This is a genomic window from Micromonospora sp. NPDC003241, from assembly GCF_053589795.1.
In genome coordinates this window covers 180,628-199,391 of record NZ_JBSFSO010000006.1, presented here as the reverse complement: position 1 = coordinate 199,391, position 18,764 = coordinate 180,628, and the positions used below count along the sequence as shown (strand labels likewise).

The 18,764-nt window shown below is 73.3% G+C and carries 15 protein-coding genes; 11 read left to right on the top strand and 4 right to left on the bottom strand.

What is annotated here, in order from left to right; all coding sequences use genetic code 11:
- Positions 1-8: 8 nt before the first annotated feature.
- Both ACWDVW_RS07675 and ACWDVW_RS07670 read left to right on the top strand, forming a co-directional pair.
- On the top strand, positions 9-995 hold the full coding sequence (locus tag ACWDVW_RS07675; protein ID WP_449945825.1) for an ABC transporter permease: 987 nt from the start codon (positions 9-11) through the stop codon (positions 993-995).
- Positions 996-1,049: 54 nt separating this feature from the next.
- Positions 1,050-2,792 carry an ABC transporter substrate-binding protein gene (locus ACWDVW_RS07670; protein WP_449945823.1) on the top strand — a complete coding sequence of 581 codons (1,743 nt, stop codon included), beginning with the start codon at positions 1,050-1,052 and terminating at the stop codon, positions 2,790-2,792.
- Between the two features lie 66 nt (positions 2,793-2,858).
- Here ACWDVW_RS07670 and ACWDVW_RS07665 read toward each other — a convergent pair whose 3' ends face one another.
- On the bottom strand, positions 2,859-5,006 hold the full coding sequence (locus ACWDVW_RS07665; RefSeq protein WP_449945821.1) for a prolyl oligopeptidase family serine peptidase: 2,148 nt from the start codon (positions 5,004-5,006) through the stop codon (positions 2,859-2,861).
- 86 nt (positions 5,007-5,092) lie between these two features.
- On the opposite strand from ACWDVW_RS07665, the gene mshB reads away from it, so the two are divergent.
- The 3 genes from mshB (at position 5,093) to ACWDVW_RS07650 (ending at position 7,014) form a co-directional block, all read left to right on the top strand.
- On the top strand, positions 5,093-6,019 hold the full coding sequence (gene mshB / locus ACWDVW_RS07660) for an N-acetyl-1-D-myo-inositol-2-amino-2-deoxy-alpha-D-glucopyranoside deacetylase (protein ID WP_449945819.1): 927 nt from the start codon (positions 5,093-5,095) through the stop codon (positions 6,017-6,019).
- 14 nt (positions 6,020-6,033) lie between these two features.
- Positions 6,034-6,471: a hypothetical protein gene (locus tag ACWDVW_RS07655; protein WP_449945917.1), complete on the top strand. Its 438-nt coding sequence runs from the start codon at positions 6,034-6,036 to the stop codon at positions 6,469-6,471.
- A gap of 78 nt (positions 6,472-6,549) precedes the next feature.
- Positions 6,550-7,014: a hypothetical protein gene (locus ACWDVW_RS07650; protein WP_449945817.1), complete on the top strand. Its 465-nt coding sequence runs from the start codon at positions 6,550-6,552 to the stop codon at positions 7,012-7,014.
- A 32-nt stretch (positions 7,015-7,046) separates the two neighbouring features.
- Here ACWDVW_RS07650 and ACWDVW_RS07645 read toward each other — a convergent pair whose 3' ends face one another.
- The gene (locus ACWDVW_RS07645; RefSeq protein ID WP_449945815.1) at positions 7,047-8,018 is read right to left on the bottom strand and encodes a GNAT family N-acetyltransferase; all 972 of its coding nucleotides are present in this window, start codon (positions 8,016-8,018) and stop codon (positions 7,047-7,049) included.
- A 79-nt stretch (positions 8,019-8,097) separates the two neighbouring features.
- Between ACWDVW_RS07645 and fdxA the strand changes: the two genes are divergently transcribed.
- The 5 genes from fdxA (at position 8,098) to ACWDVW_RS07620 (ending at position 11,897) form a co-directional block, all read left to right on the top strand.
- Entirely contained in the window at positions 8,098-8,424 is a 327-nt protein-coding gene (fdxA, locus tag ACWDVW_RS07640) for a ferredoxin (protein WP_007464872.1), read from the top strand.
- Entirely contained in the window at positions 8,421-9,530 is a 1,110-nt protein-coding gene (gene dapC, locus ACWDVW_RS07635) for a succinyldiaminopimelate transaminase (protein ID WP_449945916.1), read from the top strand. Before fdxA ends, dapC begins: the two co-directional genes overlap by 4 nt.
- On the top strand, positions 9,530-10,522 hold the full coding sequence (locus ACWDVW_RS07630) for a prephenate dehydrogenase (RefSeq protein WP_449945813.1): 993 nt from the start codon (positions 9,530-9,532) through the stop codon (positions 10,520-10,522). The genes dapC and ACWDVW_RS07630 overlap by 1 nt, the downstream gene beginning before the upstream one ends.
- A gap of 83 nt (positions 10,523-10,605) precedes the next feature.
- The gene (locus tag ACWDVW_RS07625) at positions 10,606-11,250 is read left to right on the top strand and encodes an SIMPL domain-containing protein (protein WP_396744285.1); all 645 of its coding nucleotides are present in this window, start codon (positions 10,606-10,608) and stop codon (positions 11,248-11,250) included.
- Positions 11,250-11,897: a nucleoside/nucleotide kinase family protein gene (locus tag ACWDVW_RS07620; protein ID WP_449945811.1), complete on the top strand. Its 648-nt coding sequence runs from the start codon at positions 11,250-11,252 to the stop codon at positions 11,895-11,897. Before ACWDVW_RS07625 ends, ACWDVW_RS07620 begins: the two co-directional genes overlap by 1 nt.
- Here ACWDVW_RS07620 and ACWDVW_RS07615 read toward each other — a convergent pair.
- Positions 11,874-14,501, bottom strand: coding sequence for a hypothetical protein (locus ACWDVW_RS07615; RefSeq protein ID WP_449945810.1), 2,628 nt, complete (start codon positions 14,499-14,501; stop codon positions 11,874-11,876). The genes ACWDVW_RS07620 and ACWDVW_RS07615 overlap by 24 nt on opposite strands.
- A 140-nt stretch (positions 14,502-14,641) precedes the next feature.
- Positions 14,642-15,202 (bottom strand): sugar O-acetyltransferase, encoded by a 561-nt coding sequence (locus ACWDVW_RS07610; RefSeq protein WP_449945809.1) that lies wholly within the window; start codon positions 15,200-15,202, stop codon positions 14,642-14,644.
- Between the two features lie 140 nt (positions 15,203-15,342).
- On the opposite strand from ACWDVW_RS07610, the gene ACWDVW_RS07605 reads away from it, so the two are divergent.
- Positions 15,343-18,669, top strand: coding sequence for a S8 family serine peptidase (locus ACWDVW_RS07605; RefSeq protein WP_449945807.1), 3,327 nt, complete (start codon positions 15,343-15,345; stop codon positions 18,667-18,669).
- Positions 18,670-18,764: the final 95 nt, after the last annotated feature.

Genomic DNA, 18,764 nt, shown 5'->3' with positions numbered 1-18,764 from the left:
GCCTCGCGATGCTGAGATTCCTGGTCGGGCGGGTCCTCTCCGCGGTGCTCACCCTCTTCGCGGTCAGCGTGCTGACGTTCCTGATGTTCTTCGCCCTGCCCCGCGACCCGGTCACCGGCATGTGCCCGAAGAACTGCGACCCGGAGCGCCTAGAGCGGGTACGGCAGGAGTGGGGCCTGCGCGACCCGCTGGTCAGCCAGTACGCGGGATACGTGAAGGGCGTCTTCGTCGGTCGCGACCTGGGCGACGCCCAGGGCGGTCGGTGCGACGCGCCCTGCCTGGGCTGGTCGTACGTGAACAACGAGGCGGTGACCGACACCATCGCCCGGGTGCTGCCGGTGACGGTGAGCATCGTCGTCCCGGCGGCGGTGCTGTGGCTGCTGTTCGGGGTGGGCCTGGGCATGCTCTCCGCCCTCCACCGGGGCACCTGGCTGGACCGGGCCGCCATCGGCTTCGCGCTGGCCGGTGCCTCGACGCAGGTGTACGTCGTCGGCGCGGTGCTGTTGCTGGTCTTCGTCTACACGCTGGGTTGGCTGCCGGTGCCCAGCTACACGTCGCCGTTCGACGATCCGGTGCGCTGGGCCGGTGGGCTGGTGCTCGCCTGGGTGTCGTTGGCCTTCCTGTTCTCCGCGATCTATGCCCGGCTGTTCCGCGCGCAGATGGTGGAGACGTTGGGCGAGGACTTCGTCCGCACCGCGCGGGCCAAGGGACTGGGCCGGACGCGGGTGTACGGGCGGCACGCGTTCCGCGCGGCGATCACCCCGGTGGTGACCGTCGCCGGCCTGGACGTGGGCGCGGCGCTCGGCGGCACGGTGATCACCGAGACGACCTTCGGCATCCACGGGCTCGGCCGGACGGCGGTCGAGGCGGTCCGCGCCGGCGACCTTCCGATGATCATGGCCACCGTGTTGATCTCGGCGGTCTTCGTGGTGCTGGCGAACGTGCTGGTGGACCTGATCTATGCGGCCATCGACCCACGGGTCCGGCTGGGCTGAGCCGGATCGTCCACCACCGAGGAACGGACCCGTCCACAACCGAGGAGGTAGCAGATGAGACCACGTACGGCGGTTGCGGCGGTCGGCGCGATCGCACTGGTGGTGACGCTGGGCGCGTGCACCGAGAACACCGGCGGCGGCCCGTCGGTGGACACCGGGCGGCAGCACACCGGGGTCATCGCCACGGATCCGGCGGACTCGACGGGGCCCGCCCCGGCGGTGGAGGGCGCGCAAGGCGGGGGGACCATCACCGTCATCCGGGAGACCCCGATCTCCCACCTGGACCCGCAACGGACGTACTCGTTCGCCGGCCTGATGGCCGCACCCCTGTTCGCGCGTTCGTTGACCACCTGGAAGGACGACGGCCAGGGCAACCTCGTCCTGGTCGGTGACCTCGCCGAGACGCCGGGCCGCGACGTCGACGGCGACTGCACGGTGTGGGAGTTCACCGTCAAGGACGGGGTCAGGTTCGAGGACGGGCGACCGATCACCGCGAAGGAGATCGGGTACGCCATCGCCCGCTCGTTCGACCCGGCCCTCACCGGCGGCCCCACCTACCTGCAGGAGTGGCTGGCCGACACGCCGCAGTACGACACCAGGTGGCGCTTCGAGCCCGGCCGGTACGTGTTGCCGCCGGGCCTGACCACGCCGGACGAGAGGACGCTGCGGTTCGAGTTCGCCAGAGCGCGCTGCGACCTGCCGTACGCGGTGTCGTTGCCGAGCAGCGCCCCGCTGCCGCCGGACCGGGACACCGGGATCCACCTCGGTGCCGCACCGTTCTCGTCCGGGCCGTACAGGGTGACCCGCTTCCGGGCCGGCGTCGAGATCGTGATGGAGCGCAACCCGCACTGGGACCCGGCCACCGACCCGGTACGCCACCAGTACCCGGACCGGTTCGTCTGGACCTTCGGCCCGTCCCCGGACGCGGCGACCAACCGGGTGATCGCCGATAACGGCGCCGACCGCAGCGCGCTGTCCTGGAACTACGTGCCGCCCTCGCTGGTGTCCCGGGTGGCCGGTGACGCCGCGCTGCGGTCCCGGACCCTGTTGTCCCCGACGCCCAGCGCCAACCAGTTGGTCATCAACAACCAGCGGGTCACCGACCTGCGGGTCCGTCAGGCGCTCAACTACGCCGTCGACCGCGAGGGCGTGGTGAAGGTGCTCGGCGGGGCGAACGTGGCGTCGCCGGCCACCACGTTGATGCCGCCGGCCACCATCGGCCACCGGCCGTACGACGCCTATCCGGGTGGACCCACCGGTGACCCGGAGAAGGCACGGGAACTGCTCGCCGGGCAGAGCCCGGAACTGGTCCTCGGCGTCGCCGACAGCGCCCAGGAACAGCAGGTGGCGACGCAGCTCAAGGGCAATCTGGAACGCGCCGGGTTCCGGATCGTCATCCGCACCATCCCGGCCGACGCCAAGCTCGACGAGATCAAGAAGCGGGACAACCCCTGGGACCTGTACCTGGGGTCGTGGGCGGCGGACTGGCCCAGCGGCGCGTCGATCCTGCCGGTGCTCTACGACGGCCGCAGCATCCGGGCGGCGGGCAACAGCAACCAGTCGTACTTCCACCATCCCGCGATCAACGCCGAGTTCGACCGGATCCTCGCGCTGCCCCCGCCCGCGCAGGGGCCCGAGTGGGCGAAGCTCGACGAGCGGATCATGCGGGAGCACGCGCCGGTGGTGCCGCTCTACGTCGACGTGGCGTACCTGGTGCACGGCTCGAAGGTGGGCGGCGTCTTCGTCTCCAGCGTGTTCGGGTACCCCTCGTTCGTCAGCGCCCACGTGAAGCCCTGACGTGTGAGGAGGGGTCCCCTGCTATGCGCGAGGCGTTAGCAGGGGACCCCTCCTTACACCGACTCCTTACACCGACAGGTGCGTGCGGAGGAAGTCGAGTTCCAGGCGCAGGAGGCGTTCGGCGAGTCCACCGGCGGCCATGTGCGTCGCGCCGGTCAGCGGCAGCACCGAGTGCGGTCGGCCGGCGGCCAGCAGCGCGGCCGAGAACCGCAGCGTGTGGGCGGCCACCACGTTGTCGTCCACCATGCCGTGCACCAGCAGCAGCGGCCGGGCCTGCGCCGGGTCGGTGAGCGGCTCGGCGGCCGCCTCCACCAGCGAGTGGTGGGCGTACACGTCCGGGCCGTCGTCGGGCAGGCCGAGATAGCGCTCGGTGTACGCGGTGTCGTAGAGAGCCCAGTCGGTCACCGGCGCCCCGGCGATCCCGCACCGGAACAGCTCCGGGTGACGCAGCACCGCCAACCCGGCCAGCCAACCGCCGAACGACCAGCCGCGCACCCCGACCCGGGACAGGTCCAGGTCCGGGTGCTTGTCGGCGAGCGCGGTCAACGCCTCCACCTGGTCGAGCAGGATCACGTCGGCGACCCGCCGGTGGATGGCCTTCTCGAACGACGGCGCGATGCCGGGCGTACCCCGGTTGTCGACCACCACCACCGCGAAGCCGGCGTCGGCCCACCACTGCCGTTCCAGCCAGGCCGCGCGGGCGGCGACCACCTCCTGGTGCCCCGGCCCGCCGTACACGTCCAGCAGCACCGGCAGCCGTCGGCCGGTGACGTGGTTGTCCGGATAAAGCACGGCCGACGGCAGGTGCCGGTCGGTGACCCGTTCCAGCAGCGGCAGCGGGGAGTAGCGGGGGGTGGCCGCCAACGACCGGAGCACGGCCACCTCACGGTCGCCCTGCCGGACGGTCCACCGCACGCCCGCGTGGTCGAGCGAGGCGACGCCGACGACCAGCACGTCCCCGCCGACCGCGCCGTGGTGCCAGCCCGCGTCGCTGGTCAGCCGACGGGCGTCGACCCCGCCGCCGATGCTGGTGCGGACCCGGAACAGGTGCTGCTCGCTCGGCTCGCCGTCGCTCGCCTCGACCAGCAGGTCCGCCGGTCCGGTGCCGGTGGCCAGCCGACCCACCACCCGGCGGACGTAGAGCGAGGGCGGGGTGAGCAGGGTGCCGTCGGCGAAGAGACACCGCGCGTCGTACCCGTCGTGGGCGAGTTCGCCGCCGACCAGCACCCGCCCGTCCGGCAGGTGGGCGGGCGTACCGGCGATCGGCTCCACCCAGCGCGGGTCGGCCAGTTCGGCGTGCACCTGGGTCTCGCCGGTGCGCGGGTCGACGGCGAGCACCAGCCCGTGCTGCTGCGCACGGCGCAGCACGGTGATCAGCGGGGCGCCCTCGGCCCAGTGCACCGCGGTCAGGTACGGGTAGGTCTCCCGGTCCCAGTGCACGTCCACCCAGCCGCCGTCGAGGTCCAGCAGGTGCAGGCTGACCTCCGCGTTGGGTCCGCCGGCCACCGGGTACGCGACGCTGACCGGCGGGCTCGCCGGCTGCGCCGGGTCGTGCAGGTGCCAGCGGGGCAGCCGGGACTCGTCGACCCGGGCGGCCAGCACCGAGCGGCCGTCCGGTGCCCACCAGTAGCCCCGGTGCCGGTCGAACTCCTCCGCCGCGATGTGCTCGGCCAGCCCCCACAGCACCCCGGAGTCCTCGCCGGCCAGGATGGTGTCGGTGCCGTCGACGTCGACGATCCGCAGTTCGCCCCGGCGTACCCCCTCGGCGGCGTCGGTGACGTACGCGAGGCGTTGGCCGCTCGGGTCCGGCCGGGGGTCGAGGACCGGGCCGGCGGCCGGGACCTCGATCACGTCACCGTGCACCAGGTCGGCCCGGAACAGGCGGCCGGCCAGCGCGAAGACCGCCACCCGGCCGGCGGCGTCCAGGGCGTACGCGCCGATGCCGGCGGCGGAGAGCCGCAGCCGTTCCCGTCGGGCCCGTTCGCCGGGGCTCAGCGCGGCCGGGTCGGCATCCTCGCCGAGCAGCGTGGCCGGGTCGGCGACCAGCCGTTCCTCGCCGCTCGCCACGTCCAGTTGCCAGAGCGCGTCAGCCGGGTCCTCCGGTCCCGCGGAACGCAGGAAGACCACCCGGGCCCCGTCGTCGGCCACGGAGACGGCGCGTGGCGCCCCGTGGCTGAACCGGCGGGTGCGGGCGGCCAGCTCGGGAAAGTCCACAGGCCAGATCGTATGCGGCGGCCGAGCGTGATGTGCCGGACCCGAGCGGACGCGTCAGGACTGATCGGGGAGAACCGCCGGTTAGAGTGACCCTCGTGACGACGCTGCCCGACCGCCGCCTGTTGCTGGTCCACGCGCACCCCGACGACGAGTCCATCGGCACCGGTTCGACCATGGCGCACTACGCCGCCACCGGTGCCCACGTCACCCTGGTCACCTGCACACTCGGCGAGGAGGGTGAGATCCACGTGCCGGAGCTGTCCGGGCTCGCCGCCGCCGAGGCCGACCAGCTCGGCGGGTACCGGATCGCCGAGCTGGCCGCCGCCTGCGCCGAGCTCGGCGTGGCCGACCACCGTTTCCTCGGTGGCGCCGGACGCTACCGCGACTCGGGCATGATGGGCCTTTCCACCAACGACCACCCGCGCGCCTTCTGGCAGGCCGACCTGGACGAGGCCGCCGGCCACCTGCTGGAGGTGGTCCGGGAGGTACGCCCGCAGGTGGTGATCACCTACGACGAGAACGGCTTCTACGGTCACCCCGACCACATCCAGGCGCACCGGGTGGCGATGCGCGCCGTCGAGCTGGCCGCCGCCGAGGGGATCGCCCCGGCGAAGGTCTACTGGACGGCGATGCCGCAGAGCGTCCTGGAGGCCGGGATGACGCACTTCGAGGAGTCGTCGGACAACCCGTTCGCCGGCATCGAGAACGCCACCGACCTGCCCTTCTGCACGCCGGACAAGGACATCGCGGCGCGGATCGACGCGACCGAGCAACACGCCGCGAAGGAGGCGGCGATGCGGGCGCACGCCACCCAGATCCCGGCCACCTCCTGGCTCTACTCGATCGCCGGCAACTTCGGTGCCGAGTTCATGGGCGTGGAGTACTTCACCCTCGCGGTGGGGGCCAAGGGGTCCGGCAGCGGCCCGTACGGCTGGGAGTCGGACCTGTTCGCCGGGCTGGAGACCGCCGACGACCCGGATCGCACACCGGTCGGTACGGCCGGTCTCCGGTGACCGTACCCGCCGCGATGTCGGTCGCCCCGCCCGAACAGCAGTCGCCACCGCCCGCACGGGCCTGGCGGCGGCCGGTCGACATCGGCCTGCGGGCGATCGGCGGGCTGGTCGCCCTGGCCGCCGGCGCGGTGACGGCGGTGCTGGAGCTGCTGCTCGCCCCGCTGCGGGTCGGCGGGTACCTGGTCGGGGCGGCGGTGCTGGTGGCCGTGCTCGCGAACATCGCGCTGAGCTGGTTCGCCATGGAGACGGTGGGGTCCCGGTGGGCGGTGCTGCTGCCGGCGCTGCCGTGGGTCGTGATCATGGTGGCCGCCGCCGACCGGACCACCGAGGGCGACGTGCTGCTGATCGGCAACTGGGTGGGGCTCATCCTGGTGGTGGCCGGGTCGATGACCTTCGCGGTGATGGCGTTCCGGTCCATCCTCGCGCCGAACCCGCCGTCCAGGCGGTACTGACGCCACCCCGCCCCGGGTGATAGACATTCCTGCCAGGAGGCCCGCCACCGGGGCGGGCGGTACGGCGGGAGGCGTGCGATGGGGCAGCGGTGGCGCGCGATCGGAATGCTCGCGATCGCGTTGTTCGCGGTCAACGTGGTCGCCCGACTGGTGATCCGGTTCGGCTTCGACGGTGACGAGGCCGCCGCCGACCGGGTGACCCTCGGGATGTTCGCGGTGATCGGGTTGATCCTGGCCGGGGTCGCCTACTCCTGGGGCCGGTCGCGTCCGGTGGCCCAGTGGGGCGCCGAGGTGGCCGGTGCGATCGGCATCGCGCTCGCGCTGACCATGTTCGTCGGACCGCTGGTGGTCGGCCGCAGCCCGTTCGCCGACGGCAGCGCCACCTTCTTCTGGCAGGTCGTGCTCTACCTCGTCGCGACCACCGTCGGCACGATCCTGGGCTACCTGCTGCTCACCACGCTGGGCCGCGACCACCGGTCGCAGAGCCTCCAGGAGTACGCCGAGAGTGGTGCCGGCAAGCCGCGCCGCAGCGTTCGTCGCTGACCGGTACGTCCGGCCCGGGTCGCGCCGTCAGCTCAGGGCGCGACCCGGCTCCGGTAGGTGTGGTGCGTGGTGAAGCCCAGCGTGCGATAGAGCGTCACGGCGGCCGCGTTGCGCTGCTCGACCTGGAGGAACACGTCGGTGGCGCCGGCCGTGCCGGCCCACTCGGCGAGCGCGCCGATCACGGCGACGGCCACCCCTCGACGGCGGGCCTCGGGCAGCACCTCGATCAGGGACAGTCCGAGCCAGCGCCCTGCGCCGGTGACCGTGCCCCGGCCGACCCCGACCAGCGTGTCCCCGTCGTACGCGTGCGCGAAGCGGACCTGGCCCACGGCGGTGAGCACGTGTCGGGCGGCGTCCGGCAGCCCGCCTTTGCGGCCGGCGGCCACCGTCAGCCAGTCGTCCGACGGCGCGGCGGCCAGCTCGACGGCGGGCGCGGAGGCCGTGGCGGCGCGGGCCACCCGGCCGCCGGGTGCGGTGAGGTCGGCCAGCGGCACGGTCTGCACCAGCACCGGCGGGCGACTCTCCCAGCCGCGCAGGTCGAGTTCGGCGCCGACCGGCGCGGCCAGCGGCAGCGGCGTGTTGACGATCGCCGGTCGGCCCCGTTCGGCGTACCAGCGTTCGACCGCGTCCAGCGCGGCCGGCAGCGGCCGGTCCGGGTCACCGACCGGCAGGGCGGAGTTGGCCCGGCCGGTCCAGCCGTCGGCGGAGCGCAGCAGCCAGTCGCCGAGCCGGCCGCGCACGGGCGCCGGCCATGCCTCGTCGGCCGCGAGTTCCAGCTCGACCACGGCGTCTGCGGTGGGTCGGCGGGTCGGCGGCACCCGCTTGGCGCGGTGCACCTCGGCGATCGGCACGCGCAGCCGCCCGTGCCGGGTGGTCATCTCCAGGTGGGTCTCGGTCAGCTCGACCAGCTCGCCGAGGGCGTCGGAGAACACCGGCCGACCGGCGCGTGAGCCCACGATCCGCCGGACCACGATCCGGTGTCCCACATCCTGCTCTCGGAGCACGATCGACCTCCTCCCCGGCGAGATACTAGGCTCTTACCGTCGCGGGTGATCGCGACGAGTCTTGCGGAGGAGAAGACCGGTGACCTACATCATCGCCGAGCCGTGCGTGGATGTGCTCGACAAGGCATGCATCGAGGAATGCCCGGTCGACTGCATTTACGAGGGCAACCGGATGCTCTACATCCACCCCGACGAGTGCGTCGACTGTGGTGCCTGTGAGCCGGTGTGCCCGGTCGAAGCGATCTTCTACGAGGACGACGTCCCCGAGCAGTGGAAGGACTACACCGGCGCCAACTACGAGTTCTTCGAGGACCTGGGCTCGCCCGGGGGTGCCTCCAAGATCGGCAAGGTGGAGAAGGACGCGACCTTCGTCGCCGCGCAGCCGCCGCGCGGCGAGGGGCACTGAACGCCCCCGCGCCGGTCTCGTCGCGGCTGCCCGAGTTCACCTGGGACACGCTGGACGCCGCGGCGACCCTGGCCGCGGCGCATCCGGACGGCCTGATCAACCTCTCCATGGGTACGCCGGTCGACCCGGTGCCCGAGGTGATCCGGCGTGCCCTGGCCGACGCGTCGGACGCACCGGGGTACCCGCTCACCGCCGGTACCCCGGACCTGCGTGCGGCGATCACGGCCTGGGTGGCCCGGTCCTGCGGGGCCGGCGTCGACGGGCTCGGGGTGCTGCCGACGATCGGGTCGAAGGAGCTGGTCGCCTGGTTGCCGACCCTGCTGGGGGTGGGGCCGGGTGACGTCGTGGTGGTGCCGTCGGTGGCCTATCCCACCTACGAGGACGGGGCCCGGCTGGCCGGGGCCACCACGGTCCGCGCCGACTCGCTGACCGCGGTCGGTCCGACCTCCCGGGTACGCCTGGTCTGGGTCAACTCGCCGGGCAACCCGACCGGCCGGGTGCTGCCCGCCGCCCACCTGCGCAAGGTGGTGGACTGGGCCCGGGAACGTGGCGCGGTGGTCGCCAGTGACGAGTGCTACCTGCCGCTGGGTTGGGAGGCCGAGCCGGTCTCGGTGCTCTCGCCGGAGGTCTGCGGCGGCTCGTACGACTCGGTGCTGGCCGTGCACTCGCTCTCCAAGCGGTCCAACCTCGCCGGCTACCGGGCGGGGTTCGTGGCCGGCGATCCCGCGCTGGTCGCCGAGCTGCTCAAGATCCGTAAGCACGCGGGGATGATCGTGCCCAAACCGGTGCAGGCGGCGATGGTGGCCGCGCTGCACGACGAGGAGCACGCCACCGCGCAGCGGGAGCGGTACCGGGCGCGCCGCGAGGCCCTGCGGGCCGCGTTCACCGGGGCCGGGTTCACCGTCACGCACTCCGAGGCGGGGCTCTATCTCTGGCTGACCCGGGGCGAGGACTGCTGGGACACGGTCGACTGGTTGGCCCGGCGCGGCATCCTGGTCGCCGCCGGTGTCTTCTACGGGCCCACCGCCGGGCAGTACGTCCGGGTGGCGCTGACCGAGTCCGACGAGCGGGTCGCCGCCGTCGCCGCCCGCCTCGCCGGACCCTGATGCGCGCGGCGGTGGTCGGCACCGGCCTGATCGGCGGTTCGGTGCTGCTCCGGCTGCACGCCGCCGGGCTGGACGTGACGGGCTGGGACCCGGACGACGCGACCCGCCGCCAGGCCGGGCTGGCCGGCGTACCCACCGCCGACCGGCTGGCCGACGCGGTGGCCGACCGGGACGTGGTGTTCCTCGGTGGGCCGCTGCCGACCCTGCCGGCGACGCTGGTCGAGGTGGCCGCGGCGACCGAGCCGGACTGCCTGCTCACCGACGTGGGCAGCACCAAGGCCGAGCTGGCCGCCTTCGCCGCGACCCGGGGTCTGACCCACCGCTTCGTGCCCGGTCATCCGATGGCCGGCACCGACCGGGCCGGTCTCGGCGCGGCCCGGCCCGAGCTGTTCGCGGGCGCCGCCTGGGTGCTCTGTCCCGCGCCGGACGGGCTGGTCGCGTTCCGTCGGCTGGCCGCCCTGGTCACCGAGGTGATCGGGGCCCGGGTGGTGCCGATGTCGGCGGACCGGCACGACGCCGTGGTCGCGCTCTCCTCGCACGTGCCGCACCTGCTCGCCGGTGCCCTGGCCGGAGCCGCCCAGCGCTCGTCGCTGCGCGACGCCGTGCTCACCCTGGCCGCCGGCAGCTTCCGGGACGGCACCCGGGTCGCCGGCACCCCGGCCCCGCGCACCGCGAACATGCTGCGCGGCAACCGCGACCAGGTGCTGGCCGCCCTGACCGAGGTGACCGCCTACCTGGACGAGTTGACCGAGGCGCTGCGGGCCGGTGACGGCGACACGCTCACCGCCCGCTACGCCGAGGCGGGCGCGGCCCGGGTCGCGCTCGCCGGTCGGCCCTACCAGCCGACGGTCCGTCCGTTCCCGGTCGACGGTGCGGCGGCCGACGAGGTCGCCTGGCTGACCGGGCTGGGTGCGGCGGGCGGTCACCTCAGCGGGTGCCGGGTCGTCGACGAGGTGGTCTCGTACACTGCCCAGCTCCCGCAGGCCGGCTGAGGCGTCCGGCTCCCGGCGTCCGGCGGAGCCGTCGCGCGGCGCATCGGTGGGCGCGGTACCGGAGCCGCCGCTAGGGTGAGGGCATGGTGGACGGACCGGTGGTGACCGTACGCGGCGAGGCGTACCGGGAAGTCGCTCCGGAGGAGGCCCGGTTCACGGTGACCGCGCTCGCGCGCGACCGGGAGCGCGAGCCCACACTGACCCGGCTGGCCGAACGGGCCGCCGCGATCCGGGTGCTGCTCGACTCGTACGGCCCGACTGTCGACCGCCGGGAGACCGGCGACCTGCGGGTGCGACCCGAGACGCGGCGCTCCGGCGAGCGGGTGGTGGCCTGGCACGGCTCGGTGGTGACCACCGTGACGGTCAGCGACTTCACCGCGCTCGGCGAACTGATGCTGCGCCTGGCCGACCAGGACCAGGTGGCGGTCGCCGGGCCCTGGTGGTCGCTGCGCCCGGACAGCCCGGCCTTCCGGGAGGCGCGGCATGCCGCGATCGCCGATGCCCTGCTGCGCGCCCGCGAGTACGCCGAGGCACTCCAGGCCCAGGTCACCGACCTGATCGAGCTCGCCGACGAGGGCGGCGGACAGCCGATGATGGCCCGGATGGCGTTCGACGCCGGTGGGGTCGAGTCGACCACCCCACCGGAGCTGGAGCTGGACCCGCAACCACAGTCGGTGCACGCGGCGGTGCGGGCCCGGTTCGCGATCAGCCGGCCGGTCCTGTCCTGATGACCGAGGCCCGGGTGCTGCCCGTCGACGAGCTGCTGCGGCGGGCCCGCGCCCTGGCCGACGCGGGCCCCCGGCAACTGCTCGGCATCACCGGCGCACCCGGTGCGGGCAAGTCCACGCTCGCCGCCGAGGTGGTCGCGGCGGTCGGCCCGACCGCGCGGCTGGTGCCGATGGACGGATTCCACCTGGCCCAGGCCGAGCTGCACCGGCTGGGCCGCGCCGCCCGCAAGGGGTCGATCGACACGTTCGACGCCAACGGGTACGTCTCGCTGATGCGCCGCCTGCGGCGCAAGGAACCGACGTCGGTCTGGGCGCCGGAGTTCCGCCGGGAACTGGAGGAACCGATCGCGGGCGCGATCGAGGTGCCGCCGGAGGTCCGGCTGGTGGTGACCGAGGGCAACTACCTGCTCGTGCCGGACTGGCCCTGGGACGAGATGCGGGCGTTGCTGCACGAGGCGTGGTTCCTGGACCTCGACGCCGACCTGCGACGGCGTCGGCTCGTCGCGCGGCACGTCGGGTACGGGCGGTCGGCGGAGGAGGCGCGCACCTGGGCGCTGGGCAGTGACGAGGTCAACGCGGCGCTGGTGGCCGAGACCGCTTTCCGGGCCGACCTGGTGGTCCGGCTAGCCGACCCCCCGCCGGGGTGACGGCACGGCGCGACGCAGCATCCACGCCACCCGGGACCGTTCCCGTTGGAACTCGGCCGCCTCCGGGTAGCCGCTGTGGCTGCGGATCGGCGGGTCGGCCACCTCGCCGTCGCTCGGGTGCAGGGCCTCCGGGTCGGTGACCGCGATGTCGCGTTCCCCGGCGGTGACCGGCCACCCGAGCGGGTCGGTGTCCCGCCAGAAGTTCGTCCACCGGGTCCCGGCCGAGGGGCGGGTCAGTGCCCGGGTCAGCACCGGCAGCCGGTCCGGCCCGAAGTACGCCGGGAAGATCCGGCCGTAGAGCCGGGTGAGCTGGCACCCGTAGGAGAAGAACCAGATCCGTTGCCGCCAGCGTTGCGGTATCTGGAGGATGACGGCGGTGCAGATGACGGTGCCCTGGCTGTGTCCGGAGAGGATGATGCCGTCCACCCGGCGGGGGTCGTGCTCGGTCAGGGCGAGCAGCCCGGCGGTGCGGGTGAGTAGTTCCGGCACGGCCCGTTCGGCGTAGCTCGGTGGGGCGAGCGGGTGCGCGGCGCGGGGCCAGAACGTGCCGACGTCCCAGACCACGCCGACCGACCGCCGGACCGTGTCGTTGCGGTAGACCAGCAGACCGATCGCGGCGATCGCCAGTGGCAGCCAGCCGAGCAGCCGGTCACCGACGTCGGCGACGACCGCGATGACGGTGCCGGTGGTGCCCGAGGTGAGGTCGTGCGGGCGGGCGGGGGAGAGCACGACCATGCAGCCGAGCGCGGCCAGTGTCCCCGCGGTGCCCGCGTACCAGCCGACCAGGCGCAGCGCGTGTTCGCCGACCAGGCGGTGCAGGGCCTGGTGGGTGCTGACGTCCCGGGCACGGCGCAGGTCGTGCGCGGAGAGGCCGCCTTGTGCCCGCAACTCGGCGTACTCCTGTCGGCGCAGCCGCCGGAACAGCACGGCGGCCCGGATCGCAACCAGGGCGAGCAGCAGCAGTGCCATGCCGAAGACCAGACCGGACCAGGTCACCGGGGTGGGCGGCACCACCGGCGGGCGCCCGCTGACGGTGGCGTCGCGGTTCAGCAGGTCGCTGACCCAGTAGAGCAGGCCGGTGCTGTACGCGAGGCAGAGCAGCCACCCGAACCCGGCGATCACGGCCGGACCCCGCCCACGCCAGGCCAGGTCGGTGTAGGGCCCGAGGGGCTGCGTCACGTCGTCGGGGCGGGTACGCGGCAGCAGCAGGCCGCCTGCGGCGAGGAGCAGCAGTACCGGGACGACCTGCCACACCGCGAGGGGTGCCGGCGGCAGGAACGGCAGCCAGCCGTGGCACCAGGCGGCGCCGACGGCGATCAGCACCGTGGCGGCGGCCGGTGTGGCGCCACCGCGCCGCCCGGAGCGGGCGGTCGCGCCGATGGCGATGAGCAGCAGCAGTTGGCCGGTGCCGAGCCAGGCGAGGACCCGGTCGAAGCCGGGGAGGGAGCGGTCCTCCTGGCAGCCGGGAAGTGACGACACGTCGCCGCAGCCGGCGGGTGGGCGGAGGGTGGCCAACTGCGCCGCGCCGCCCGCGCTGTCCGGCAGCATCAGCACCAGGACGGTGCCGACCAGCCCGAGGCCGGTGAGGACGATGACGGTGACGCTCCACGGGCCGAGTGGGCTCGCCCCGTCGCGTCGGGTGAGGAACGGCCGGCCGATGGCCACCACCGCGATCACGAGGACCGCGACGATCAGCGCCACGGTGGGCCAGGCGATGGCCGCCCGGGCTCCGTGCGGTGGGTGGAGCGCGAGGGTGGTGCCGAGCGGTACGGCGGCGGCGGCCACCGTGCCGGTGCACAGGTGCAGGACCGCGGCGCGGCGGAGCTGTCCCTCGCCCCACCAGAAGGTCGGATCCTCGAGTGGGTTGGCGAGCGGGCCCCGGGGCGGCTCGGGTGGCGACGGCGGCTCCTGTTCCGGCTGGCCCTCGGGCAGGTCGGCGTCGGCCTCGCCGGGTGCCTGGCGGACCGGCGGGTCGGTCGGGTCGGCGGGCATCACCGCCTCGTACTGGTAGGTCCGCCAGGCGACCAGGCCGAGCACCACGATCAGGGCGAGCGGCACGAGCAGTCCGACCGCGAGCGCCCGGCTGCCCCGCTGCCACCAGGGGTCGGCGAGGAACTGCCAGGGCCCCGGGATCCGGTTCAGGCAGCTCTCGTCGACGCACTGCCAGCCGATCAGGTCGACGCCGACGCCGGTCAGCGCCAACACGGGCGTGGCGGTCAGCGTCAGGCAGAACAGCCGGATCAGCCAGGCGGTGATCCCGGACCGGCTGGCGAATCGTTCGCTGGTCGGGTCGGCGGGAATGCCGGGCCGGGCGTGCAGCGCCACGTTGGCCAGGGTGAAGGGCAGCAGCAGCGTCCACAGCGCCCGTTCCACGTCGCGGGCGGTCCGCGCGCCCGAGGTCAACTGCCCCCAGCTGTACGCCTCGACCACGATCGGGTCGCCCGTCGAGGTGCCGGGGGAGCGGTAGAAGCCGGTGACCGGCCCACCGGCGACCAGTCGCGGCGGAGTGGGTTCGGTGCCCGGCTCGGTCGGCACGCCCAGGGTCTCGGCCGGTGGCGTGTTCGACACGCCGTGTACGCGCAGTTCGAGGATCCGACCACTCATGGCAAGCCTCCCGGTGACGACTCTGTAACCCAGAGTGCCTGAACCGTGGAGAGAGTGCCATCCACCGCGAGGATGTTTCCGCAGGTAGAAACGTTTTCGCGGAGACTGGTCCGGTCTGGATGGTGACCGAGTGTGCGCGGCTACTGGTCCAGTTGGCGTACCGGGCGGGCCGGGTTGCCGACGGCGACGACGTTGGCCGGCAGGTCCTTGGTCACCACGGCGCCGGCGCCGACCACCGTGTTCTCTCCGATGGTGACTCCGGCCAGGACGATCGCCCCGCCGCCCAGCCAGACGTTGTCGCCGATGGTGATCGGCTTGGCCGCCTCCCACTTCGCCCGGCGCTGCTCCGGGTCCACCGGATGCGTCGGGGTGAGCAGTTGCACGTTCGGGCCGACCTGCACGTCCGCGCCGATCGTGATCGGCGCGACGTCGAGGAAGACCGCGTTGAAGTTCACGAAGCTGCGCGGCCCGATCCGGATGTGGTAGCCGTAGTCGCAGTAGAACGGCGGGCGGATCCAGGTGTCGTCGCCGAGTTCGCCGAGCAGTTCCCGCAGGGCGGCGTGGCGGGCGTCGGTGTCGTCGGCGGGGCTGGTGTTGACCCGTTCCATCAGTCGGGCGGCGCGCTGGAGGTCGGCGAGGATCTCCGGCCCCTCGGCGAGATACGGCTCCCCGGCCAGCATGCGTTCCTTCATGGATCTCACCTGTCCGATCATGCCGTCATCCCCGACCCGGCGGTATCGACTTCGTCGATTTCTTGACTCCTTTGTGCATACTCGGTATGCAATCCTGACAGGTGTCGATGTGAACCACATCGATAAGACAACCCAGGAGGAGGGTTCGGTTGCCTCGCAGAAGCAAACTGACCGCCATCGGGCTGGTGCTGGGCCTCGTGCTCGGCGTACCGGGCACGGCCACCGCCGGTCCGTCCCCAGCCGCCGCGCCGGGGTCCACCCCGTCGTCCGGCGCCCGTCCGGCGTCGGCCGGACACACCACCGTCACCCTGATCACCGGTGACCGCGTCACGGTGAGCCCCTCCGGTGCGGCGAGCGTCCGCCCGGCCGAGGGCCGCACCGGGATCCGCTTCCTCACCCAACGACAGCAGGACCACCTCTGGGTCGTGCCGCAGGACGCCCTGCCGCTGATCCAGTCGGGCCGGGTCGACCGGCGTCTCTTCGACGTGACCGGGCTGATCGCCGCCGGGTACGACGACCGTCACCGCGCCGACCTGCCGCTGCTGATGACCTACCCGGAGGGCGCGGCGCGGCGTACCGGTGCGCCCGACGGGGTGACCGTCACCCGCGACCTGGCCGCCATCGGCGGCGTCGCGGCCACCCTGGACAAGCAGGAGTCGGGCCGACTCTGGGCCACCCTGGCCGGTGGCAGTGCGCGGATCGACGCGGCGGGGGGTGTCGAGCGGCTCTGGCTCGACGGCAGGCGGCAGCTGACCCTGGAGCACAGCGTGCCGCAGATCGGTGCGCCCGCCGCCCATCAGGCCGGCTACACCGGTCGGGGCGTACGGGTGGCGGTGCTGGACACCGGCGTCGACGCCGCGCATCCCGACCTGGTCGGGCGGGTCGGCGCGGCGGTGAACTTCACCGAGGAGGAGAACCCCGGCGACATCGTCGGGCACGGTACCCACGTCGCCTCGATCATCGCCGGCAGCGGCGCCGCGTCCGGGGGCCGTAACCGAGGGGTCGCCCCGGAGGCGACGCTGCTCGACGGCAAGGTCTGCGAGGAGTACGGCTGCCCCGACTCCGCCATCCTGGCCGGGATGCAGTGGGCCGCCGTCGACCAACAGGCCGACGTGATCAACCTGAGCCTGGGCGGGACGGACAGCCCGCAGGTCGACCCGCTGGAACTGGCGGTCGACACGCTGACCGCGCAGACCGGTGCACTCTTCGTGATCTCGGCCGGCAACAGCGGCCGGGCCGGTTCGGTCGGCTCACCGGCCAGCGCGGACGCGGCCCTCGCGGTCGGCGCCGTCGACCGGGACGACGAACTCGCCTTCTTCTCCAGCCAGGGTCCGCGGGTCGGCGACGACGCGCTCAAGCCGGACATCACCGCGCCGGGGGTGGACATCGTCGCCGCCCGGGGCGAGGGCACGCTGCTCGGCGATCCGGTCGGCGAGCAGTACGTCTCGCTCTCCGGCACCTCGATGTCCGCGCCGCACGTCGCCGGGGCGGCGGCGTTGCTCGCCCAGCAGCGCGGTGACGCCACGGCAGCCGAGCTCAAGGCCACCCTGATGTCCTCCGCCGCGCCGCATCCGGAGCTGACCGCCTACCAGCAGGGCGCCGGCCGGGTCGACGTGGCCCGGGCGATCACCCAGCAGGTGACCAGTGAGCCGGCGAGCGTCTCGTTCGGCCGTACGCTCTGGCCGCACGACGACGACGAGCCCATCACCCGCGAGGTGAGCTGGCACAACAGTGGAAGCACCGCGCTCACCCTGGAACTCGTCCTCGACGTCACCGGCCCCGACGGGACGCCGGCGGCGGCCGGCGTGTTCGCGCTGAGCACGCGCAGCGTCGTGGTGCCCGCCGGTGGCACGGCGTCCGCCACCGTCACGACCGACACCAGCGTCGACGGCCCGGACGGTCACTACACCGGCCGGATCGTGGCCCGTGCCGGCGACACCGTGGCCCTCACCCCGCTGGCGGTGCACAAGGAGGTGGAGAGCTACACCGTGACGGTGCGGCACCTCGGTCCCGACGGTACGGCGGCGGAGGACTACAGCACCTCACTGCTCGGCCTGGACGACTTCGTCGACTACTTCGCGTACGACCCGTCCGGCACCGCCGAGATCCGCGTGCCCAAGGGCCGGTACGGGCTGAACAGCTACCTGTTCGACATGGAGACCGAGGAGTCCGCGTTCCTCGTCCAGCCGGAGCTGACCGTCACGAAGGACACCACGGTCACCGTCGACGCCCGCCGGGCCAAGCCGGTGCGGATGACCGTGCCGCAACGGTCGGCGACGCCGGCCCTGGTGGACGTCAGCGCGAACTTCCTCCTGGACGACGGCGGCGCCAGTTACGGTCTGCTCGCCTTCGACTTCACCGGCGTGAGCACCGGGCAGCTCGGCCGACCCGTCTCGCCGAAGAGGTTCCTCGGCACGGTGGGCAGCCAGTGGGCCGATGTGGAGGCGGAGAGCAGCTCCTACCTCTACGCCCTGGCGGAGAGCGTCCCGGGTCGGATGCCGACCGGGTTGATCCGGAACTACCGCAACGGTGACCTGGCCACCGTCACGCAGAGGTTCCAGGACAGCTACCCGGAGACCGTCGCCGAGCGGGTCGTCTACCCGATCTTCGCGGAGAACGTGGGTGGCTGGGCGATCGTTCTGCCCACCGAGGCCCCCGGCAAACGGGTCGAGTACTACAACACCACGGGCATCCGCTGGAACAGCGACCTGAGCATCGGCGTACCGTCCGAGGACGGGTGGCCGGTCGGAGTGGCCTTCCTGTGGTCGGAGCCGACGGCCTACCGGGCGGGCAAGAAATACCAGGACACCTGGCTCGGCGCTCCCTACGGGCCGTCGTTCCCGGCGCCGCAGTGGCCCGGTGACGGCCTGACTCGGCGGGGCGACGTGATCAGCCTGGCGGTGCCGCTGCACGGGGACGCCGCAGGGCACCCCGGGGCCTCGGTGGCGGACACCTCGCGTACCGCTCTCTCCCGCAACGGCAAGCTGGTCGGCGAGAGCCCGGAGTCCGGCTGGGGCGACTTCGAGGTGCCGGCCGGGACGGCGACGTACCGGATGGAGACCTCGGTGAAGCGCAGCTTCACCGACCTGAGCACGGAGGTCGCCGCCGCCTGGACCTTCCGGTCCCGGCACGTCCGGGGCGAGGATCCGGTGGCGTTGCCCGCGTCGGCGATCAGGTTCACGCCCCGGCTCGACGCGACGAACACCGCCCCGGCCGGTCGGTCCTTCGTGATCCCGGTCCAGGTGCAACGGCAGCAGGGTGCCCCGTCGGCGCGGACCACCTCGCTGACCGTCGAGGTCTCCTACGACGGGGGCCGGACCTGGCAGCGTGCCCGGGTGACGAAGGCCGGCAGCGGCTGGCAGGCCACCGTGAAGCATCCGAAGCGCACCGGCCACGTGTCCCTGCGGGCCGCCGCCCGGGACAGCGACGGCAACACGGTGACCCAGCGGATCATCCAGGCGTACCGCCTGAAGTGATCCACCCGGTCCGCACAGATGTAAGGAGGGGTCCCCTGCTATGCACCAGGCGTTAGTAGGGGACCCCTCCTTACTCATCAACCGCTACGCAGGAC